The organism is Pseudomonas sp. LPB0260 (assembly GCF_013388395.1).
Genome location: NZ_CP058247.1, coordinates 2,840,438 through 2,854,228, shown reverse-complemented (window position 1 = coordinate 2,854,228; position 13,791 = coordinate 2,840,438). Strand labels below are relative to the sequence as shown.

The window sequence follows — 13,791 nt, the reverse complement described above, 5'->3', positions numbered from 1 at the left end:
GCACACCCACCGACGCGATATTCGGACTGTAAAGGCGTCGCCCGTTCAGGCAAACGCTCAATTCATACGCCCGTTTGATTTGGGTGTGCACACCATCGTGGAAAAACTTTGGCTTGTCAATCGGCGGCGCACACTGGGCTTTTCCGCGCACAGGGACTCGCTCGCAAAGAGGCGCTGCAGGCCGCGAGCTAAGCGACAGAACGGCGATCATCGGTATCGATTCGCGTCCTTTTGCCCGCCTCAGCCCCGCAAGCGTGAACCAGCGCACGCCTAGCAAAAATATTTTGCTCCGGGTACAGTCGTCTCAATACGCCGCGTCCAGAACAGGCGTAACCACAACAAAAATAATAGGTACCCCCGCCGAGGGGGACACACGGAGCCCCCCATGTCGAGCCGCCTGCTTGCCATTTCCCTGAGCGCCCTGCTCGCCACCAGCCTTGCCCTGTTCAGCCCACCTGGCCACGCCACCGACGCCGCCCGCAGCCTGCTGGACCTGCATCAGCTGAGACTGGCCGCGCAGAAAACCCTGGGCGATTTCTACATGTACAACGGCATGGAAGGCGATCAGCGTTACGCGCGCATGATCGGCCAGTCGCTGAACGAGGCCAATGCGCGTCTCGAGGCGCTGAGCGATATGCCTGGCGAAGGTTCCAAGGCCCTGCGCGCGCAGCTCACCCAGCAATGGAGCGACTACCAGGGCGACCTCGAACGACTGGTCGGCACGCTGAAGAAACAGGGCTATACCGACCTGCAGCCGGTGGCCGACCTGGCTGCGGAAAATCGGCAGCTGATGGCGCTGTGCCTGGAGCTGTACAACAAGATTCAGCAGGAGAGCGGCCAGCAGGTCGCCGCCCTGACCCAGCAGAGTCGCGAGCAGAGCCTATTGATGCAGGAGATTGCGGTGGACTACGCCCTGCGCAGCGCCTCGGTGGGAGCAACCTTCATGGGCGGTGGCGAAGTGCGCCCAATTGAGGAGATGGTCACGCAGTTCGCCGAGCAGCTGGCAGCGATGGAGCAGACCGCGCAGAACAGCACGCAGATCAAGCAGACCTTGAGCGGGATCAGCACCAAATGGCGCTATATCGAGCGCTCGCTGATGAACTACAACGAGAACAGCGTGCCCTTCCTGGTCAATAAATACTCAGACAGCATCATCGAGGGACTGGAGCGCGTCTCGGCCGAATACGCGGCCAGCCAGTCCTAGCCCGGGCAGCCCCCCGGAGTGCCGCATTCGATCTTTCCGGCCTGCCTGGCCACTTGCCCAGCCCGGTGCTTGCGCCGGGCTTTTCTTTATTCGTCAGGCGCGCGCCTGCAGGAAGTCGAAGACTTTCTGCAGCGCATCGCCCTGCCCCCGCTCGCCCCAACACAGGGCGACCATCTGCGGCGTGGCCTCGGCCTTGAAGACATCTGCCGGCAACCTGGCGAGCTGCTCGGCCAGGGCCTCTTCAGTGCACGGCTCGCGCCACTGGTTCAGCCACTTTCCCGGCTCGGCCTGCCAGTAACACCAGCTGTCACGCTGCCCACGTCGGCGGCCCAAGTGGTACTGGGCACAGGCGCCCGGCGGCTCCGTCGCCAGCCAGTGCGGCCATTGCTGGCGCGACAACTGCATCGCCAGCCCCATCCTGCGCGCCTGCAGGCGCAGATCCATCTGCCCACGCTGAAGCCGCGATGGAATCAGCCAGGTCAGCGGACTCAGCACACAGGCGAGGAGCAACAACGCTATCCACAGGGACATAAGGTCTATCTCGCAGGCAAAAGCCTGTCATCAGTTTCCAATGCGGTCATACTTACTTTCATCGCCTGACCTTTAAGGAGTCACCCATGCCCTATCAGCACATCCTGGTCGCCGTCGATCTGACCGAGGAATGCGACCCGGTCATGCAGCGTGCGCAAGCGCTGGCCGCCAGCAGCCACGCCAAATTGTCCGTGGTGCATGTCGTCGAACCCATGGCCATGGCCTTTGGCGGTGATGTGCCGATGGACCTGTCCATGCTGCAACAGCAGCAATTCGACCAGGCACGCGAACGGCTGGACAGCTTCGCCGGCAAATACCCGAAGCTCGGCACCGACCAGCGCCACCTGGCCTACGGCCAGCCGCGCCAGGAGATCCATCGCCTGGCCGAAGAGCAAGGCTGCGACCTGATCATGGTCGGCAGCCATGGTCGTCATGGCCTGGCGCTCTTGCTGGGCTCCACCGCCAACGACGTACTGCATGGCGCCCCCTGCGACGTGCTCGCCGTGCGCCTGAAGAAGGCCGAATAGACGAAGCCGCGGGCGAATGACGCCGGCCGCGTCATTCGCCCCCTACTCGAAACTGTCGCCGGCGCTCATCACCTGCGGACGAATTTTCTGCAACTGGGTTTCCAGCGAATAGGTCATGCTCGAGGACATCGAGAAGAAGGTCAGGAAGGCCTTCAGGTTCGAGTCGCCCTTGCAGGTGTCGTGAATCCGCTGCCAGAACGCCTGATTGACCAGCTGCAATTGCTGGAACATGCGCACCAGCCCCTTGAGCTCCCAGTCGGCATGACGCCCCTCGCGGAAGTTGAAGTACTGGCGCGCCAGGTACAGCGAGAAGGCGCGCAGGATGAACTCCTGGTTGCTGGCGAAAGGCAGGTGGTTCTGCGCCATCGGCCGCAGCTTGCCCAACACCGGACAGGCGCTGGTCGCCATGATCACCCCGAGCAGCGCGCGCAGGCCTTCTTCCAGGCCCGCATGCTTGGTGTACTCACGCTCCGGCGTGCGCACCCAGACCAAGGCCTTCTTGAAGGCCGGCAGGCCCTGGAAATCCTCGATCACCCGGTACAGGTCCACCGCCGCCGGGCAATGGCTGAAGGTGTCGCGACTCAGCGGACAGTTGCTGCACTGCTGATGCCCCAGGCGCGTCCAGCCCGGCGCGGCCTCGGCCTGCTCGGGGTCATAGGCACGCTCCAGCTCGATGCGATAACTGAACTCATGATTGTCGTCGAGGGTGATCCGGTACTCGATGGCCATGCCTTGCTCCGCCAGACTTCTAAAGGTTCTGTTTGAGGGATTTTGGTCGCATTGTCGACGGTTTTAGCCTTCCAAGTCAGCCCATCGCTCCAAAACCTGATCCAGTTCATCCTGCAGTGCCTGCAGCTGGGCCAGGGCGGCGGCGGTTTCCTCGGCCGGCTTCTGATAGAAGGCCGGATCGCCCACACGCTCCTGCAGCGTGGCGATCTGCGTTTCCAAGGCATCGATCTGCCCGGGAATGGCCTCCAGCTCACGCTGCAGCTTGTAACTGAGCTTCTTCTTTGCGGCCACCGGCGCGTCGGGCTCGGCCGCGGCAGGCACAGGCGCAGGCGCGACCACCGCCGAAGCCAGCTCGGCCTTGCCGGCCTTGCTCTCGCCCACCCCGAGCAGGCGCGCCGAGCCGCCCTGGCGCAGCCAGTCCTGATAGCCGCCGACGTACTCGCGCACGCGCCCTTCGCCTTCGAACACCAGGGTGCTGGTCACCACGTTGTCGAGGAAGGCCCGATCGTGACTGACCATCAGCACGGTGCCCGGGAAAGTCAGCAGTACCTCTTCCAGCAGTTCCAGGGTTTCCACATCGAGGTCGTTGGTCGGTTCGTCCAACACCAGCAGGTTGGCCGGCTTGCTGAACAGCTTGGCCAGCAGCAGACGCGCCCGCTCGCCGCCGGAAAGCGCCTTGACCGGCGTCCGCGCACGCTGCGGGCTGAACAGGAAATCGCCCAGGTAGCTCAACACGTGGCGATTCTGGCCGTCGATGGTGATGAAGTCGCGGCCCTCGGCGACGTTGTCGATCACCGTCTTTTCCGGCTCCAGCTGGTGGCGCAGCTGATCGAAATAGGCCACTTCCAGGCGGGTACCGACCTCGATCTTGCCCGTGGTAGGCTGCAGGTCACCCAGCAGCAGCTTGAGCAGCGTGGTCTTGCCGGTGCCGTTGGCGCCCAGCAGACCGATACGGTCGGAGCGCTGCAGGACCATGGAGAAATCATCGATCAGCTTGGGCCCGCCCGGATGGGCGAAGCTGACGTGCTCGACCACCATCACCTGCTTGCCGGACTTTTCCGCGACATCCAGCTGGATATTCGCCTTGCCCTGGCGCTCACGCCGCTCGCTACGCTCGGCGCGCATGGCCTTGAGCGCCCGCACCCGGCCCTCGTTGCGGGTACGCCGGGCCTTGATGCCCTGGCGAATCCACACCTCTTCCTGGGCCAGGCGCTTGTCGAACAGCGCGTTGGCCGTCTCCTCGGCGGCCAACTGCTGTTCCTTGTGCACCAGGAAGCTGGCGTAGTCGCCGTTCCAGTCGATCAGGCCGCCGCGATCCAGTTCGAGAATGCGCGTGGCCAGGTTCTGCAGGAAGGCACGGTCGTGGGTGATGAACAGTACCGCACCGTTGAAACCGAGAAGCGCCTCCTCCAGCCAGGCGATGGCGCCAATGTCCAGGTGGTTGGTCGGCTCATCCAACAGCAGCAGGTCCGGCTCGGAGACCAACGCCTGGGCCAGCAGTACGCGGCGGCGCCAGCCACCGGACAGCTCGGCCAGGGTCTTGTCGGCCGGCAGCTGCAGGCGACTCAGGGTGCTATCCACTAGCTGCTGCAGGCGCCAGCCATCGCGCGCCTCGAGGTCCTGCTGGACGTGCATCAGCTTGTCCAGGTCGGCATCGCTGTGGATGTTCTGGCTCAGGTGGTGGTACTCGGCGAGCAAGGCGCCGACGCCGTCGAGGCCTTCGGCGACCACATCGAACACGGTGCGCTCATCGGCGCGCGGCAATTCCTGCGGCAACTCGCCGATCTTCAGCCCCGGCGCGCGCCAGATCTCGCCGTCATCGGCATGCTGATCGCCCTTGACCAGGCGCAGCAGGCTGGACTTGCCGGTACCGTTACGGCCAATGATGCACACTCGCTCACCACGGCCGATCTGCCAGGACACCTTGTCCAGCAGCGGCATGGCGCCATAGGCCAGGGAAACATCGGTGAACTTGAGCAGGGTCATGGCACGCCTCGACGATACGACTGGTGCTGCACGGGCGGCTATGTATCCGGAAGCGCCACGACCGCAGGTCGACTTATGCGTCAATTCCAGACTTTTGCGCCCATTATCAGCACAAAACTGACTTGCCGAAGCGCTGGGCTCCGACAAAAACTGGGCGCGCATTCTAACCGAGATACCTCCGAGGGTTGCGGGCAATTTCGATTCGCCCGCCAGTCGGCAGCCGCCCTTTCTTCGCCCCCGAGCAAAAGGCTAAGCTAACGGCGTTCAGCGTCGACATATCCGGCGCCCACTCACATAGCCATCCCGGAAGTGTCATGCGCGGTCGCCTGCTTTTCTTGCTGTCCTGTTTCAGCCTCTCCGTCGTCACACTCGCCTCGGCCCAGGCCGCCAGCCTGGAGCAGCAGCGTCAGTACTACGACGAAGCCAAGCGTGCCCTGGCCAAGGGCAACAGCGAGCCCTATCGACGCTATGCCAGCGTCTTGCGCGACTACCCGCTGGAGCCCTACCTGGCCTACGACGAGCTGACCGCCCGGCTGAAGTCGGCCAGCAACCAGGAGATCGAAAAGTTTCTCGTCGAGCACGGCGACCTGCCCCAGGCCAGCTGGATGAAGCTGCGCTGGCTACGCTGGCTGGCCGAACGCGGCGAATGGCAGACTTTCATCAAGCACTACGACCCGGCACTTAACTTCACCGAACTGGACTGCCTCTATGGCCAGTACCAGCTCGGCCACGGCCTGACCGAGGCCGGCTATGCCACCGCGGAAAAGCTCTGGCTGGTCGGCAAGTCCCAGCCCGAGGCCTGTGACCGCCTGTTCGCCCGCTGGGAGGCCGCCGGCCAGCTCACCGAGAAGAAGCGCTGGCAGCGGGCCAAGCTCGCTGCCGAAGCGCGCAACTATGGCCTGGCCAAGTACCTGACCAAGTCCCTGCCAAAACTGGCCAAGCACGGTGAGCTGCTGGTCGAGGTGGCGCAGAAGCCACAGCTGCTCAGCCAGTCTGGCCGTTTCGCCCCGGCCGACTGGGCCATGGCCGACGTGGTCGGCCTGGGCCTGCGCCGCCTGGCGCGCCAGGACCCGGAGAAGGCGCTGAGCCTGCTCGACGGCTATGCCCAGCGCATGCGCTTCTCCAGCGAGGAAAAGGTGGCGATCGCCCGCGAGATCGGCCTGACCCTGGCCAAGCGCTTCGACGCTCGGGCCCTCGAGGTGATGGCCAAGTACGACCCGCAACTGCGCGACAATACCGTCAGCGAGTGGCGCGCCCGCCTGCTGTTGCGCCTGGGCCGCTGGAACGACGCGCATCAGCTGACCCGGCAAATGCCCGCCGATCTGGCACAGACCAGCCGCTGGCGCTACTGGCAGGCGCGCAGCCTGCAGCTGGCCCAACCCAACAGCCAGGAGCCCCTGGCCCTCTACCAGGGACTGGCCAAGGAGCGCGACTTCTACGGCTTCATGGCCGCCGATCAGGTCAAGGCGCCCTACCACCTGAACAACAAGCCCCTGGCCCTCGACAGCAAGACGCTGGAGCGGGTGCGCAACGCCGCCGGCATCCGTCGCGCCCTGGAGTTCCACGCCCGCGGCCAGATCGTCGACGGCCGCCGCGAGTGGTACCACGTCAGCCGCCTGTTCAGTCGTGAAGAGCTGGTCGCCCAGGCGCGCCTGGCCTATGACCGGGGCTGGTACTTCCCGGCCATCCGCACCATCAGCCAGGCGCAGTACTGGGACGACCTCGAAGTGCGCTTCCCCATGGCCCACCGCGCCGAGCTGACCGGCGAGGCGAAGAAGCGCGGCCTGCACTCCAGCTGGGTGTTCGCCATCACCCGCCAGGAGAGCGCCTTCATGGCCGACGCCCGATCACCGGTTGGCGCCATGGGGCTGATGCAACTGATGCCGGCCACGGCCAAGGAGACCGCCAAGCGCTTCGGCATTCCGCTGTCTTCGCCGCAACTGGCCTACCGCCCGGAGGTCAATATCCAGCTCGGCGCCGCCTACCTGAGCCAGATCTACGGCCAGTTCAAAGGCAATAGGGTGCTCGCCTCCGCCGCCTACAACGCCGGCCCGGGCCGCGTTCGGCAATGGCTGCGCGGCGCCGACCACCTGGCCTACGACGTGTGGATCGAGAACATCCCCTTCGACGAAACCCGCCAGTACGTGCAGAACGTGCTGTCGTACTCGGTGATCTACGGCGAGAAACTCAACGCTCCGCAGCCGCTGATCGGCTGGCACGAGCGCTACTTCGACGACCAATAAGCGGCGGCTCTGGGGCTTCGCGCGCACCCCGGCCTACTCGAGGATCTCGACCGGCATGCCCAGCGTCAGCGCGCCGGTGCCGCCGGCAATCAGGTTCTGGCCGAAATACACCTCGCCATCGCGCTCGCGATAGCGCTGCAAGGTGGCCAGCGGCTCGCGATCGGCGCTGCGCTCGCCGCTGTGCGGGTCGAGGGTGGTCATGATGCAGCGCGAGCAGCCCTTGGCCACGCGAAATTCCAGGTTGCCTATGCGAATGCGTTTCCAGTCGTCTTCGGCATAGGGCGCCGCGCCCTCGACCACCAGATTGGGCCTAAAGCGCAGCATCTCCAGCGCACGACCCACCCGCGCGGACAGGTCATCCAGCGAGCCCTGGCCGATCAGCAACAGCGGGAAACCATCGGTGAACGCCACCTTGTCGCCGACCTCGGCATAGGCGGCATCGACCTGCCGCGCACGCGCTTCGGGTATCTGCACCAGGCGGCAGGCGCGCCCCAGCAACTGGCTCAGCCAGCGCGCGGCGGCCTCGCCGGCATCCGGCACCTGCAGACTGTCGCGCCAGATGGTCACGTCCCGCAGCTCGGCCTGCTCAGCGGGCAGCGCAACCAGCAGGTCGGCCATCCCCGGCGCGCTGAGCAGCAGTTGCGCCTGGCCCTGCCAGCGGGCCTGCAGCTGGGTCATCTGCGGCAGCAGGCGCTGGGTCAGGAAGCGTCCGCTGGCGGCATCGACTACCATCCAGCGACGATCCCCCAGAATCCCCAGGGCATCCACTCGAGCCTCAAGCAGGGGCTCGGCAATCGCCGACTTGAGCGGATAACGGTACAACCCAGCGAGACGTAACATGAGCCAGCCTTCCCTTCGGCAAAACGCCCTTATACGAGCATGCCGGCGTGCCTACAAGCCCGCGGCCGGCCTGGCAGCGCTGATCCTGCTCGCCGCCTGCAGCGCCGGCACACCGGCGAACCTCGGCGTGCGCGATGGCCGCCTGGCGCCCTGCCCCGACTCGCCCAACTGCGTCAGCAGCCAGGCGCTCGACGCACAGTGGCGAGTCGAACCGCTGCCCCTGCAGGGTAACCCGCGTCAGACCCAGGAACGCCTGGTCACGCTGCTCGAGCGGGAGCCGCGAGCACGCCTGGTGGAACAGCGCGACGGCTACCTGCGCGCCGAGTTCAGCAGCCGGTTGCTGCGCTTCGTCGACGACGTGGAGTTCCTGGTCGGCGAGCAGGCAGTCGATGTGCGCTCGGCGTCTCGCCTCGGCTATGCGGATTTCGGCGTCAACCGGCAACGCGTCGAACGGCTGCGCCAACGCCTCGAGCGCCAGCCCTAGGCGTTCGGCTGGTCACGCAGCAGGCGCTCGCGAATCACCTCGACCAGCTTGTCCGGCTGGAACTTGGAGAGAAAGTTGTCGCAGCCGACCTTCTTCACCATGGCCTCGTTGAAGCTGCCGGACAGCGAGGTGTGCAACACCACATACAGATCCTTCAGGCGCGGGTCCTTTCTGATCTCCGTGGTCAAGCGATAGCCGTCCATCTCCGGCATCTCCGCATCGGTGAACACCATCAGCAGCTTGTCGCTCAGCACCTGCCCGGCATCCGCCCACTGCTGAAGCAGGCGCAGCCCCTTCAGGCCATCGGTTGCCACGTGCATCTTCATCCCCAGCTGCGACAGGGTATCGCGCAGCTGAGCCACCGCCACGCTGGAGTCATCCACCAGCAGCACCTCGCGGCCGCGGGCTCGCGCCAGCAGTGGATCGCTCAGGCGCTCGCCGGAGATCTTCGCGTTGTAGGGGACGATCTCGGCCAGTACCTTCTCGACGTCGATGATCTCGACCAGCTGATCCTCGACCTTGGTGATCGCCGTCAGGTAGTGCTGGCGCCCGGCGCCGCCGGGGGGCGGCAGGATGGCTTCCCAGTTCAGGTTGATGATGCGGTCGACTCCGCCCACCAGAAACGCCTGCACCGAGCGATTGTATTCGGTGACGATGATGGTGCTGCGCTCATCCGGGAGCAGCGGGCGCATGCCGATGGCTTGCGACAGGTCGATCACTGGCAAGGTCTGGCCACGCAGATTGATCACACCGCAGACGCAGCGGTGGCGATGCGGCATCAGCGTCAGCCTGGGCATCTGCAGGACTTCCTGCACCTTGAACACGTTGATCGCAAACATCTGCCGACCCGACAGGCGGAACATCAGGATTTCCAGGCGATTCTCACCCACCAGCTGGGTGCGTTGATCGACCGTGTCGAGAATGCCGGCCATTGCGTACTCCTAAGATTTGTCGAGCGAGTCTATTGCTGGGGTATCGGCCGGACTAGGCGCAACTGAAGCCGCCTCAGGTGCACAGCGCCATGCCCGGTCCTCCTGAGCGCGGCCAGGCTCGCCACTTGGGGCCAGACTTGCTCGCAGCACGGCGCCAGGGGTCGCCTGCGCGTCAGTGGTCGGACACCGGGGCGTCGCCGCCGCCCTGCTGCAGGGGCTGGCGCACCGGCAGCCAGACGGTGAACGTGGTGCCCTGGCCCAGCTCGCTCTCGACCTCCAACCGACCGTTGTGCTTGTCCACGATGCTGTAGGAAACGGACAGGCCAAGGCCGGTGCCCTGACCCACCGGCTTGGTGGTAAAGAACGGCTCGAACAGCCGACTGAGGTGCTGCGGGGCGATGCCTACGCCATTGTCGCGCACCCGCACGAACACCCAGTCGTCCTGGCATCCCGTCTCCAGCCAGATGGTGCCCTGCTTCTCGATGGCGTGGCCAGCATTGACGATCAGGTTCATGAACACCTGGTTGAGCTGGGAGCCGAGGCACTCGATCATCGGCAACTCGCCATAGGACTTGATCACTTCGGCCTTGAACTTGATCTCGTTCCAGATCACGTTGAGCGTACTGTCGAGCCCCTTGTGCAGGTCGGCGGGCTGCCAGTCGCCCGAGTCGATATGGGAGAAATCGCGCAGGTCCTGCACGATCTGCTTGACCCGTTCCAGGCCTTGGCGCGATTCCTTCACCAGGTCCGCCATGTCCTCGCGCACGAATTCGTAGTCGAGCTTGCGATTGATCTCCTCCAGCACCGCGCGGAAAGCGGCATCCTGTTGCTGGGCCGCCTGCTGATAAGCCTCGATCAGGGCGAACAGGTCACCGACATAGCCCTGCAGGCTGCTGAAGTTGGAATACACGTAGCCGACCGGGTTGTTGATCTCATGGGCGACGCCGGCTGCCAGCTGGCCGATGGCGGCCATCTTCTCCGACTGCAGCAATTGCGCCTGGGTATCCTCGAGCTTGCGAATCAGCCGGGCCTGCTCGTCCTTCTCCGCCTGCAGCAACTGATTCAGGCGCTCCAGTTGCAGGTGCTGGGTGGCGATTTCGGTGGCGTCGGCAATCGTCAGGCAGACGAACTTGACGTTGCCCTCGGCATCCAGCACCGGGGAAAAGGTGCAGTTCTGGTACATCGCCTCGGCCTGGCCGGTGATCGGCCGGCTGCCGGAGAAGTTGAACAGGTAGGGGCGCTGCTGCCAGGAGGTGAATGCCAGGTTCTGCAAGGCGAATACGGCGTCGACCTTCTTCTGCAACCACAGCCGCGGCAATTCGGGACAGACGTCGAACAGCAACTGGCCGACCACATCGGCGCTATCCTGGCCGCTGTTCAGCACCATGAAATCGTTCCAGAACACCACCCGGCAATCAGCGTCGAGCAATAGCACGCCGAGGTTGATATTCTGCAGCACTGCGCGCAGATCCGCGTGCACCAAGCCCTCGGTCACGACCGTCATCTCAAATCCTTCCCCGGATAGCGTCAGATGTCACTGAGCAGTCGGTCGATCAGCTCGATGACGGTGTCTACCGTGTCCTCGGTGATGCATACCAGCAAATCGCAATAGAAGCTGTGAGTTGCGACCTCGAAGTGAATCTCCAGCACCAGCGCCTGGTGATCCTGAAACTCCTGGCTGCCCAGGACCTCCTGCAGCGAGCGCCCGCGGGAAAACAGCGAAGGCGAGCCATAGCTGACCTTCATCTCCACCTGTTGCGCCAGTCCGTTGATACAGGCGCCAGTGAGGATATTGGTGACGTCCAGCACCAGTTCGTCCTGAATGCCGCCCTTCTCGGCCCCTTCATAGCCCATCAGACCGGCGAGCTGGTCGGCGCCATTCTCGCCGAAACACACAATCACTTCGCCGCGCAGGCGGCCGAGAAAGGATTGACGGGTAATGATCACCGGCTGACTGGCGAGCATCAGCTGCTCCAGCAGTGCCGAATTGGCCACGCCGACCGGATGGATCCGCGGTACGGACAAGGTGACGAAGGTCTCGGTCAGGCGCGCCAGGCGGTCGGCGCCCTGCCCCATCGCCACGTTCATCAGCTCCTGCAAGGCATCGCGCTGATCTTCGCTCAGACCTGTCAATCGACTGCTCATCTAGATTAACCCTATCTGGCGCAGCGCCACCTGCATGGCTTCAGGCGTGATCGGTTTCTTGACGAAGGCCGCCGCGCCGAGCTCGCGCACACGCTGCTGGGCCTGCGGCTGGATATCCGCGCTGATGACGATGACCACCGCGTTGGCGTCCTCGCGCTTGAGCAGTTCGAGGGTACTAAAACCATCCATGACCGGCATCGTCAGGTCGAGGAAGATCACCTCGGCGTGCCCGGCATGGTAGGCGTCCAGCGCCTCCTGGCCGTTGGCGGCCTGGGTCACCTCCGCCTTCAACTCGTCAGGCAATGCCTTCATCACCAGTTTTCTCGACATGGCCGAGTCGTCGACAATCAGTACTTTCAAGCGGGCCTTCCTTTCGATCATCTTATTATTGTTGCGGGTGCTCTTAGCGTATTGCTTTGCCGCAACGCTGGCTAGCGCATCGCGCCCCCTACTACCTTAGCCGAGCAGCGCCGGTTCGCCACGCCGGTTCGCGCCGGTCAAACCTGGGTTTGCCCGGCGGCACACTTCCGTGTATTGCAGGAAAAATGGGCGACAGCCGGCAGGACTCTGCTGGCCCGCGGCGCCGGCGCGAGAAGCCTGCGCGACTAGGCCGGGTAACCGGTGATGGCACGAATGCGAAGGTACAACGGCCTGAGCTGCTTGTACATCTGCAGATAAACCTCCCGATAAAGGCGCTCATAGAGACGACGAGCCGACGGGTCGGGCTGGAAAACCCGCCCCACCCGGGTCATCGCCTGGATCGCCGTGGGAAAGTCGGGATACAGGCCGAGCCCCACCGCGCAATCGATGGCCGCGCCCAGCCCGGAGGTCTCGTAGGTGTGCGGCCGCTCGGCCGGCAACCCGAAGATATCGGCCGTCAGCTGCATCGCCGCATCGCTCTGCGAGCCGCCCCCGGACACACGCAGGCGGGTGATCTTGCTGCCCGAGCGTCTTTCGATCCGCTCCTTGCCCTGGCGCAGGGCGTAGGCCAGCCCCTCGAGGATGGCGCGATAGAGGTGCGCCCGGGTGTGCACATCGCCGAAGCCGATGATCGAGCCCTTGGCCTCCAGCCCCGGCTCGCGTATGCCCGGCGACCAGTAGGGCTGCAGCATCAGCCCCATGGAGCCGGGCGGCACCGAGTTGACCAGCTCGTCGAACAGCACCTCGGGCTCCACGCCCGCCGCCCCGGCCCGCTGCAGTTCATGCAGGCCGAACTCCCGCTTGAACCAGCTGACCATCCAGAAGCCGCGGTAGATCATCACCTCGGTGTTGAAGTGGCCGGGAATCGCCGAGGGATAGGGCGGAATTAGCGGCGTGGTTTCCAGGTACTCGCGCCGCGTGGTGTTGATGGTCGCGGTGGTGCCATAGGACAGGCAGGCGATATGCGGCTCGACCCCGCCGGCACCGAGGACCTCGCAGGCCTTGTCGGCGCCGGCGGCGATCAGCGGCAAGCCCTCGGGAATCCCGGTATGGCGGCTGGCTTCGGCGCTGATGTGGCCCAACTGCTGGCCCGGTTCGTAGAGCTCCGGCAACTGCTCGCGGCGCACCGGCATCGCCTGCCACTTCCAGTCACCGGGCGCGGCCCAGCGCAGGCGCTTGTAGTCGAACGGCAGGTAGGCGACGCAGCAGGCCAGCGAATCGACGAAACGACCGCAGAGCCGGTGGCTGAGAAAACCGGACAGCAGCAGTACCTTGTGGGTCCTGGCCCAGATCTCTGGCTGCTGCTGGGCGATCCAGTTGACCTCGGCCTGGGCGCGAAAGTGCGCCACCGCGTCCTCGGCCCGAGCCAGCTTGAGCAACCAGCCCCAGAGCCCCTTGATCCTGCCCCGCACCTCGGCGCGGCGCTGGTCGAGCCAGAGGATGGCCGGGCGCAGCGGCTGCCCGGCCTCGTCGACATTGATCAGGGTGCCGCGCTGGGTGGTCAGCGACACGCCCCTGATCCGACTGCGGTCGATGTCCACCTGCTGCCACAGACGCTGGCAGGCTTCCCCCAGACTGGCCCAGTAGTATTCCGGGTCCTGCTCGGCCCAGCCCGGCTCCCTGGAATAGTAGGCCTGCAGTTCCACCTTGCCCTTGCCGACCAGGTTGCCCTGCAGGTCGAACAACAGGGCGCGCACGCTCTGGGTGCCGTTATCGATGGCCAGCAGGTAGCTTTGCTCGCTCAAGGTGC

Annotated in this window: 13 protein-coding genes; 4 read left to right on the top strand and 9 right to left on the bottom strand. The window is 64.8% G+C overall.

The genetic code is table 11. From position 1 onward, the window contains the following. Window positions 1–385: 385 nt before the first annotated feature. Window positions 386–1,204 (top strand): hypothetical protein, encoded by an 819-nt coding sequence (locus LPB260_RS12855; RefSeq protein WP_208709222.1) that lies wholly within the window; start codon window positions 386–388, stop codon window positions 1,202–1,204. Between the two features lie 93 nt (window positions 1,205–1,297). Here the strand turns inward: LPB260_RS12855 and LPB260_RS12850 are convergent, their stop codons facing one another. Beyond that, the gene (locus LPB260_RS12850) at window positions 1,298–1,735 is read right to left on the bottom strand and encodes a hypothetical protein (protein ID WP_208709220.1); all 438 of its coding nucleotides are present in this window, start codon (window positions 1,733–1,735) and stop codon (window positions 1,298–1,300) included. Between the two features lie 86 nt (window positions 1,736–1,821). Between LPB260_RS12850 and LPB260_RS12845 the strand changes: the two genes are divergently transcribed. Then, window positions 1,822–2,262, top strand: coding sequence for a universal stress protein (locus tag LPB260_RS12845; protein ID WP_208709218.1), 441 nt, complete (start codon window positions 1,822–1,824; stop codon window positions 2,260–2,262). 42 nt (window positions 2,263–2,304) lie between these two features. Here the strand turns inward: LPB260_RS12845 and LPB260_RS12840 are convergent, their stop codons facing one another. Both LPB260_RS12840 and LPB260_RS12835 read right to left on the bottom strand, forming a co-directional pair. Further along, complete coding sequence (locus tag LPB260_RS12840; RefSeq protein ID WP_208709216.1) at window positions 2,305–2,991, bottom strand: hypothetical protein; 687 nt, start codon at window positions 2,989–2,991, stop codon at window positions 2,305–2,307. 63 nt (window positions 2,992–3,054) lie between these two features. Continuing rightward, window positions 3,055–4,977: an ATP-binding cassette domain-containing protein gene (locus tag LPB260_RS12835; RefSeq protein ID WP_208709214.1), complete on the bottom strand. Its 1,923-nt coding sequence runs from the start codon at window positions 4,975–4,977 to the stop codon at window positions 3,055–3,057. A gap of 314 nt (window positions 4,978–5,291) precedes the next feature. On the opposite strand from LPB260_RS12835, the gene LPB260_RS12830 reads away from it, so the two are divergent. Further along, window positions 5,292–7,220 (top strand): transglycosylase SLT domain-containing protein, encoded by a 1,929-nt coding sequence (locus tag LPB260_RS12830; protein WP_208709211.1) that lies wholly within the window; start codon window positions 5,292–5,294, stop codon window positions 7,218–7,220. 33 nt (window positions 7,221–7,253) lie between these two features. Here LPB260_RS12830 and LPB260_RS12825 read toward each other — a convergent pair whose 3' ends face one another. After that, window positions 7,254–8,060 carry an MOSC domain-containing protein gene (locus LPB260_RS12825; protein WP_208709209.1) on the bottom strand — a complete coding sequence of 269 codons (807 nt, stop codon included), beginning with the start codon at window positions 8,058–8,060 and terminating at the stop codon, window positions 7,254–7,256. Between LPB260_RS12825 and LPB260_RS12820 the strand changes: the two genes are divergently transcribed. After that, window positions 8,059–8,544, top strand: coding sequence for a DUF1499 domain-containing protein (locus tag LPB260_RS12820; RefSeq protein WP_208709207.1), 486 nt, complete (start codon window positions 8,059–8,061; stop codon window positions 8,542–8,544). The genes LPB260_RS12825 and LPB260_RS12820 overlap by 2 nt on opposite strands. Here LPB260_RS12820 and LPB260_RS12815 read toward each other — a convergent pair. The 5 genes from LPB260_RS12815 to LPB260_RS12795 all read right to left on the bottom strand — a co-directional run bounded on the left by LPB260_RS12815 (window position 8,541) and on the right by LPB260_RS12795 (window position 13,786). Then, the gene (locus LPB260_RS12815) at window positions 8,541–9,476 is read right to left on the bottom strand and encodes a chemotaxis protein CheV (protein WP_208709205.1); all 936 of its coding nucleotides are present in this window, start codon (window positions 9,474–9,476) and stop codon (window positions 8,541–8,543) included. The genes LPB260_RS12820 and LPB260_RS12815 overlap by 4 nt on opposite strands. 172 nt (window positions 9,477–9,648) lie before the next feature. Further along, window positions 9,649–10,980: an ATP-binding protein gene (locus LPB260_RS12810; RefSeq protein ID WP_208709203.1), complete on the bottom strand. Its 1,332-nt coding sequence runs from the start codon at window positions 10,978–10,980 to the stop codon at window positions 9,649–9,651. Between the two features lie 23 nt (window positions 10,981–11,003). Continuing rightward, complete coding sequence (locus tag LPB260_RS12805; RefSeq protein WP_208709201.1) at window positions 11,004–11,621, bottom strand: chemotaxis protein CheC; 618 nt, start codon at window positions 11,619–11,621, stop codon at window positions 11,004–11,006. Continuing rightward, window positions 11,622–11,981 (bottom strand): response regulator, encoded by a 360-nt coding sequence (locus LPB260_RS12800; protein WP_256625620.1) that lies wholly within the window; start codon window positions 11,979–11,981, stop codon window positions 11,622–11,624. Between the two features lie 245 nt (window positions 11,982–12,226). Further along, window positions 12,227–13,786: an FGGY-family carbohydrate kinase gene (locus LPB260_RS12795; RefSeq protein WP_208709197.1), complete on the bottom strand. Its 1,560-nt coding sequence runs from the start codon at window positions 13,784–13,786 to the stop codon at window positions 12,227–12,229. Between the last annotated feature and the right edge of the window lie 5 nt (window positions 13,787–13,791).

Bases quoted from the DNA above. Each gene is read 5' to 3' on its own strand.
- LPB260_RS12855 (WP_208709222.1), top strand. From the start codon at position 386: ATGTCGAGCCGCCTGCTTGCCATTTCCCTGAGCGCCCTGCTCGCCACC.
- LPB260_RS12850 (WP_208709220.1), bottom strand. From the start codon at position 1,735: ATGTCCCTGTGGATAGCGTTGTTGCTCCTCGCCTGTGTGCTGAGTCCG.
- LPB260_RS12845 (WP_208709218.1), top strand. From the start codon at position 1,822: ATGCCCTATCAGCACATCCTGGTCGCCGTCGATCTGACCGAGGAATGC.
- LPB260_RS12840 (WP_208709216.1), bottom strand. From the start codon at position 2,991: ATGGCCATCGAGTACCGGATCACCCTCGACGACAATCATGAGTTCAGT.
- LPB260_RS12835 (WP_208709214.1), bottom strand. From the start codon at position 4,977: ATGACCCTGCTCAAGTTCACCGATGTTTCCCTGGCCTATGGCGCCATG.
- LPB260_RS12830 (WP_208709211.1), top strand. From the start codon at position 5,292: ATGCGCGGTCGCCTGCTTTTCTTGCTGTCCTGTTTCAGCCTCTCCGTC.
- LPB260_RS12820 (WP_208709207.1), top strand. From the start codon at position 8,059: ATGAGCCAGCCTTCCCTTCGGCAAAACGCCCTTATACGAGCATGCCGG.
- LPB260_RS12825 (WP_208709209.1), bottom strand. From the start codon at position 8,060: ATGTTACGTCTCGCTGGGTTGTACCGTTATCCGCTCAAGTCGGCGATT.
- LPB260_RS12815 (WP_208709205.1), bottom strand. From the start codon at position 9,476: ATGGCCGGCATTCTCGACACGGTCGATCAACGCACCCAGCTGGTGGGT.
- LPB260_RS12810 (WP_208709203.1), bottom strand. From the start codon at position 10,980: ATGACGGTCGTGACCGAGGGCTTGGTGCACGCGGATCTGCGCGCAGTG.
- LPB260_RS12805 (WP_208709201.1), bottom strand. From the start codon at position 11,621: ATGAGCAGTCGATTGACAGGTCTGAGCGAAGATCAGCGCGATGCCTTG.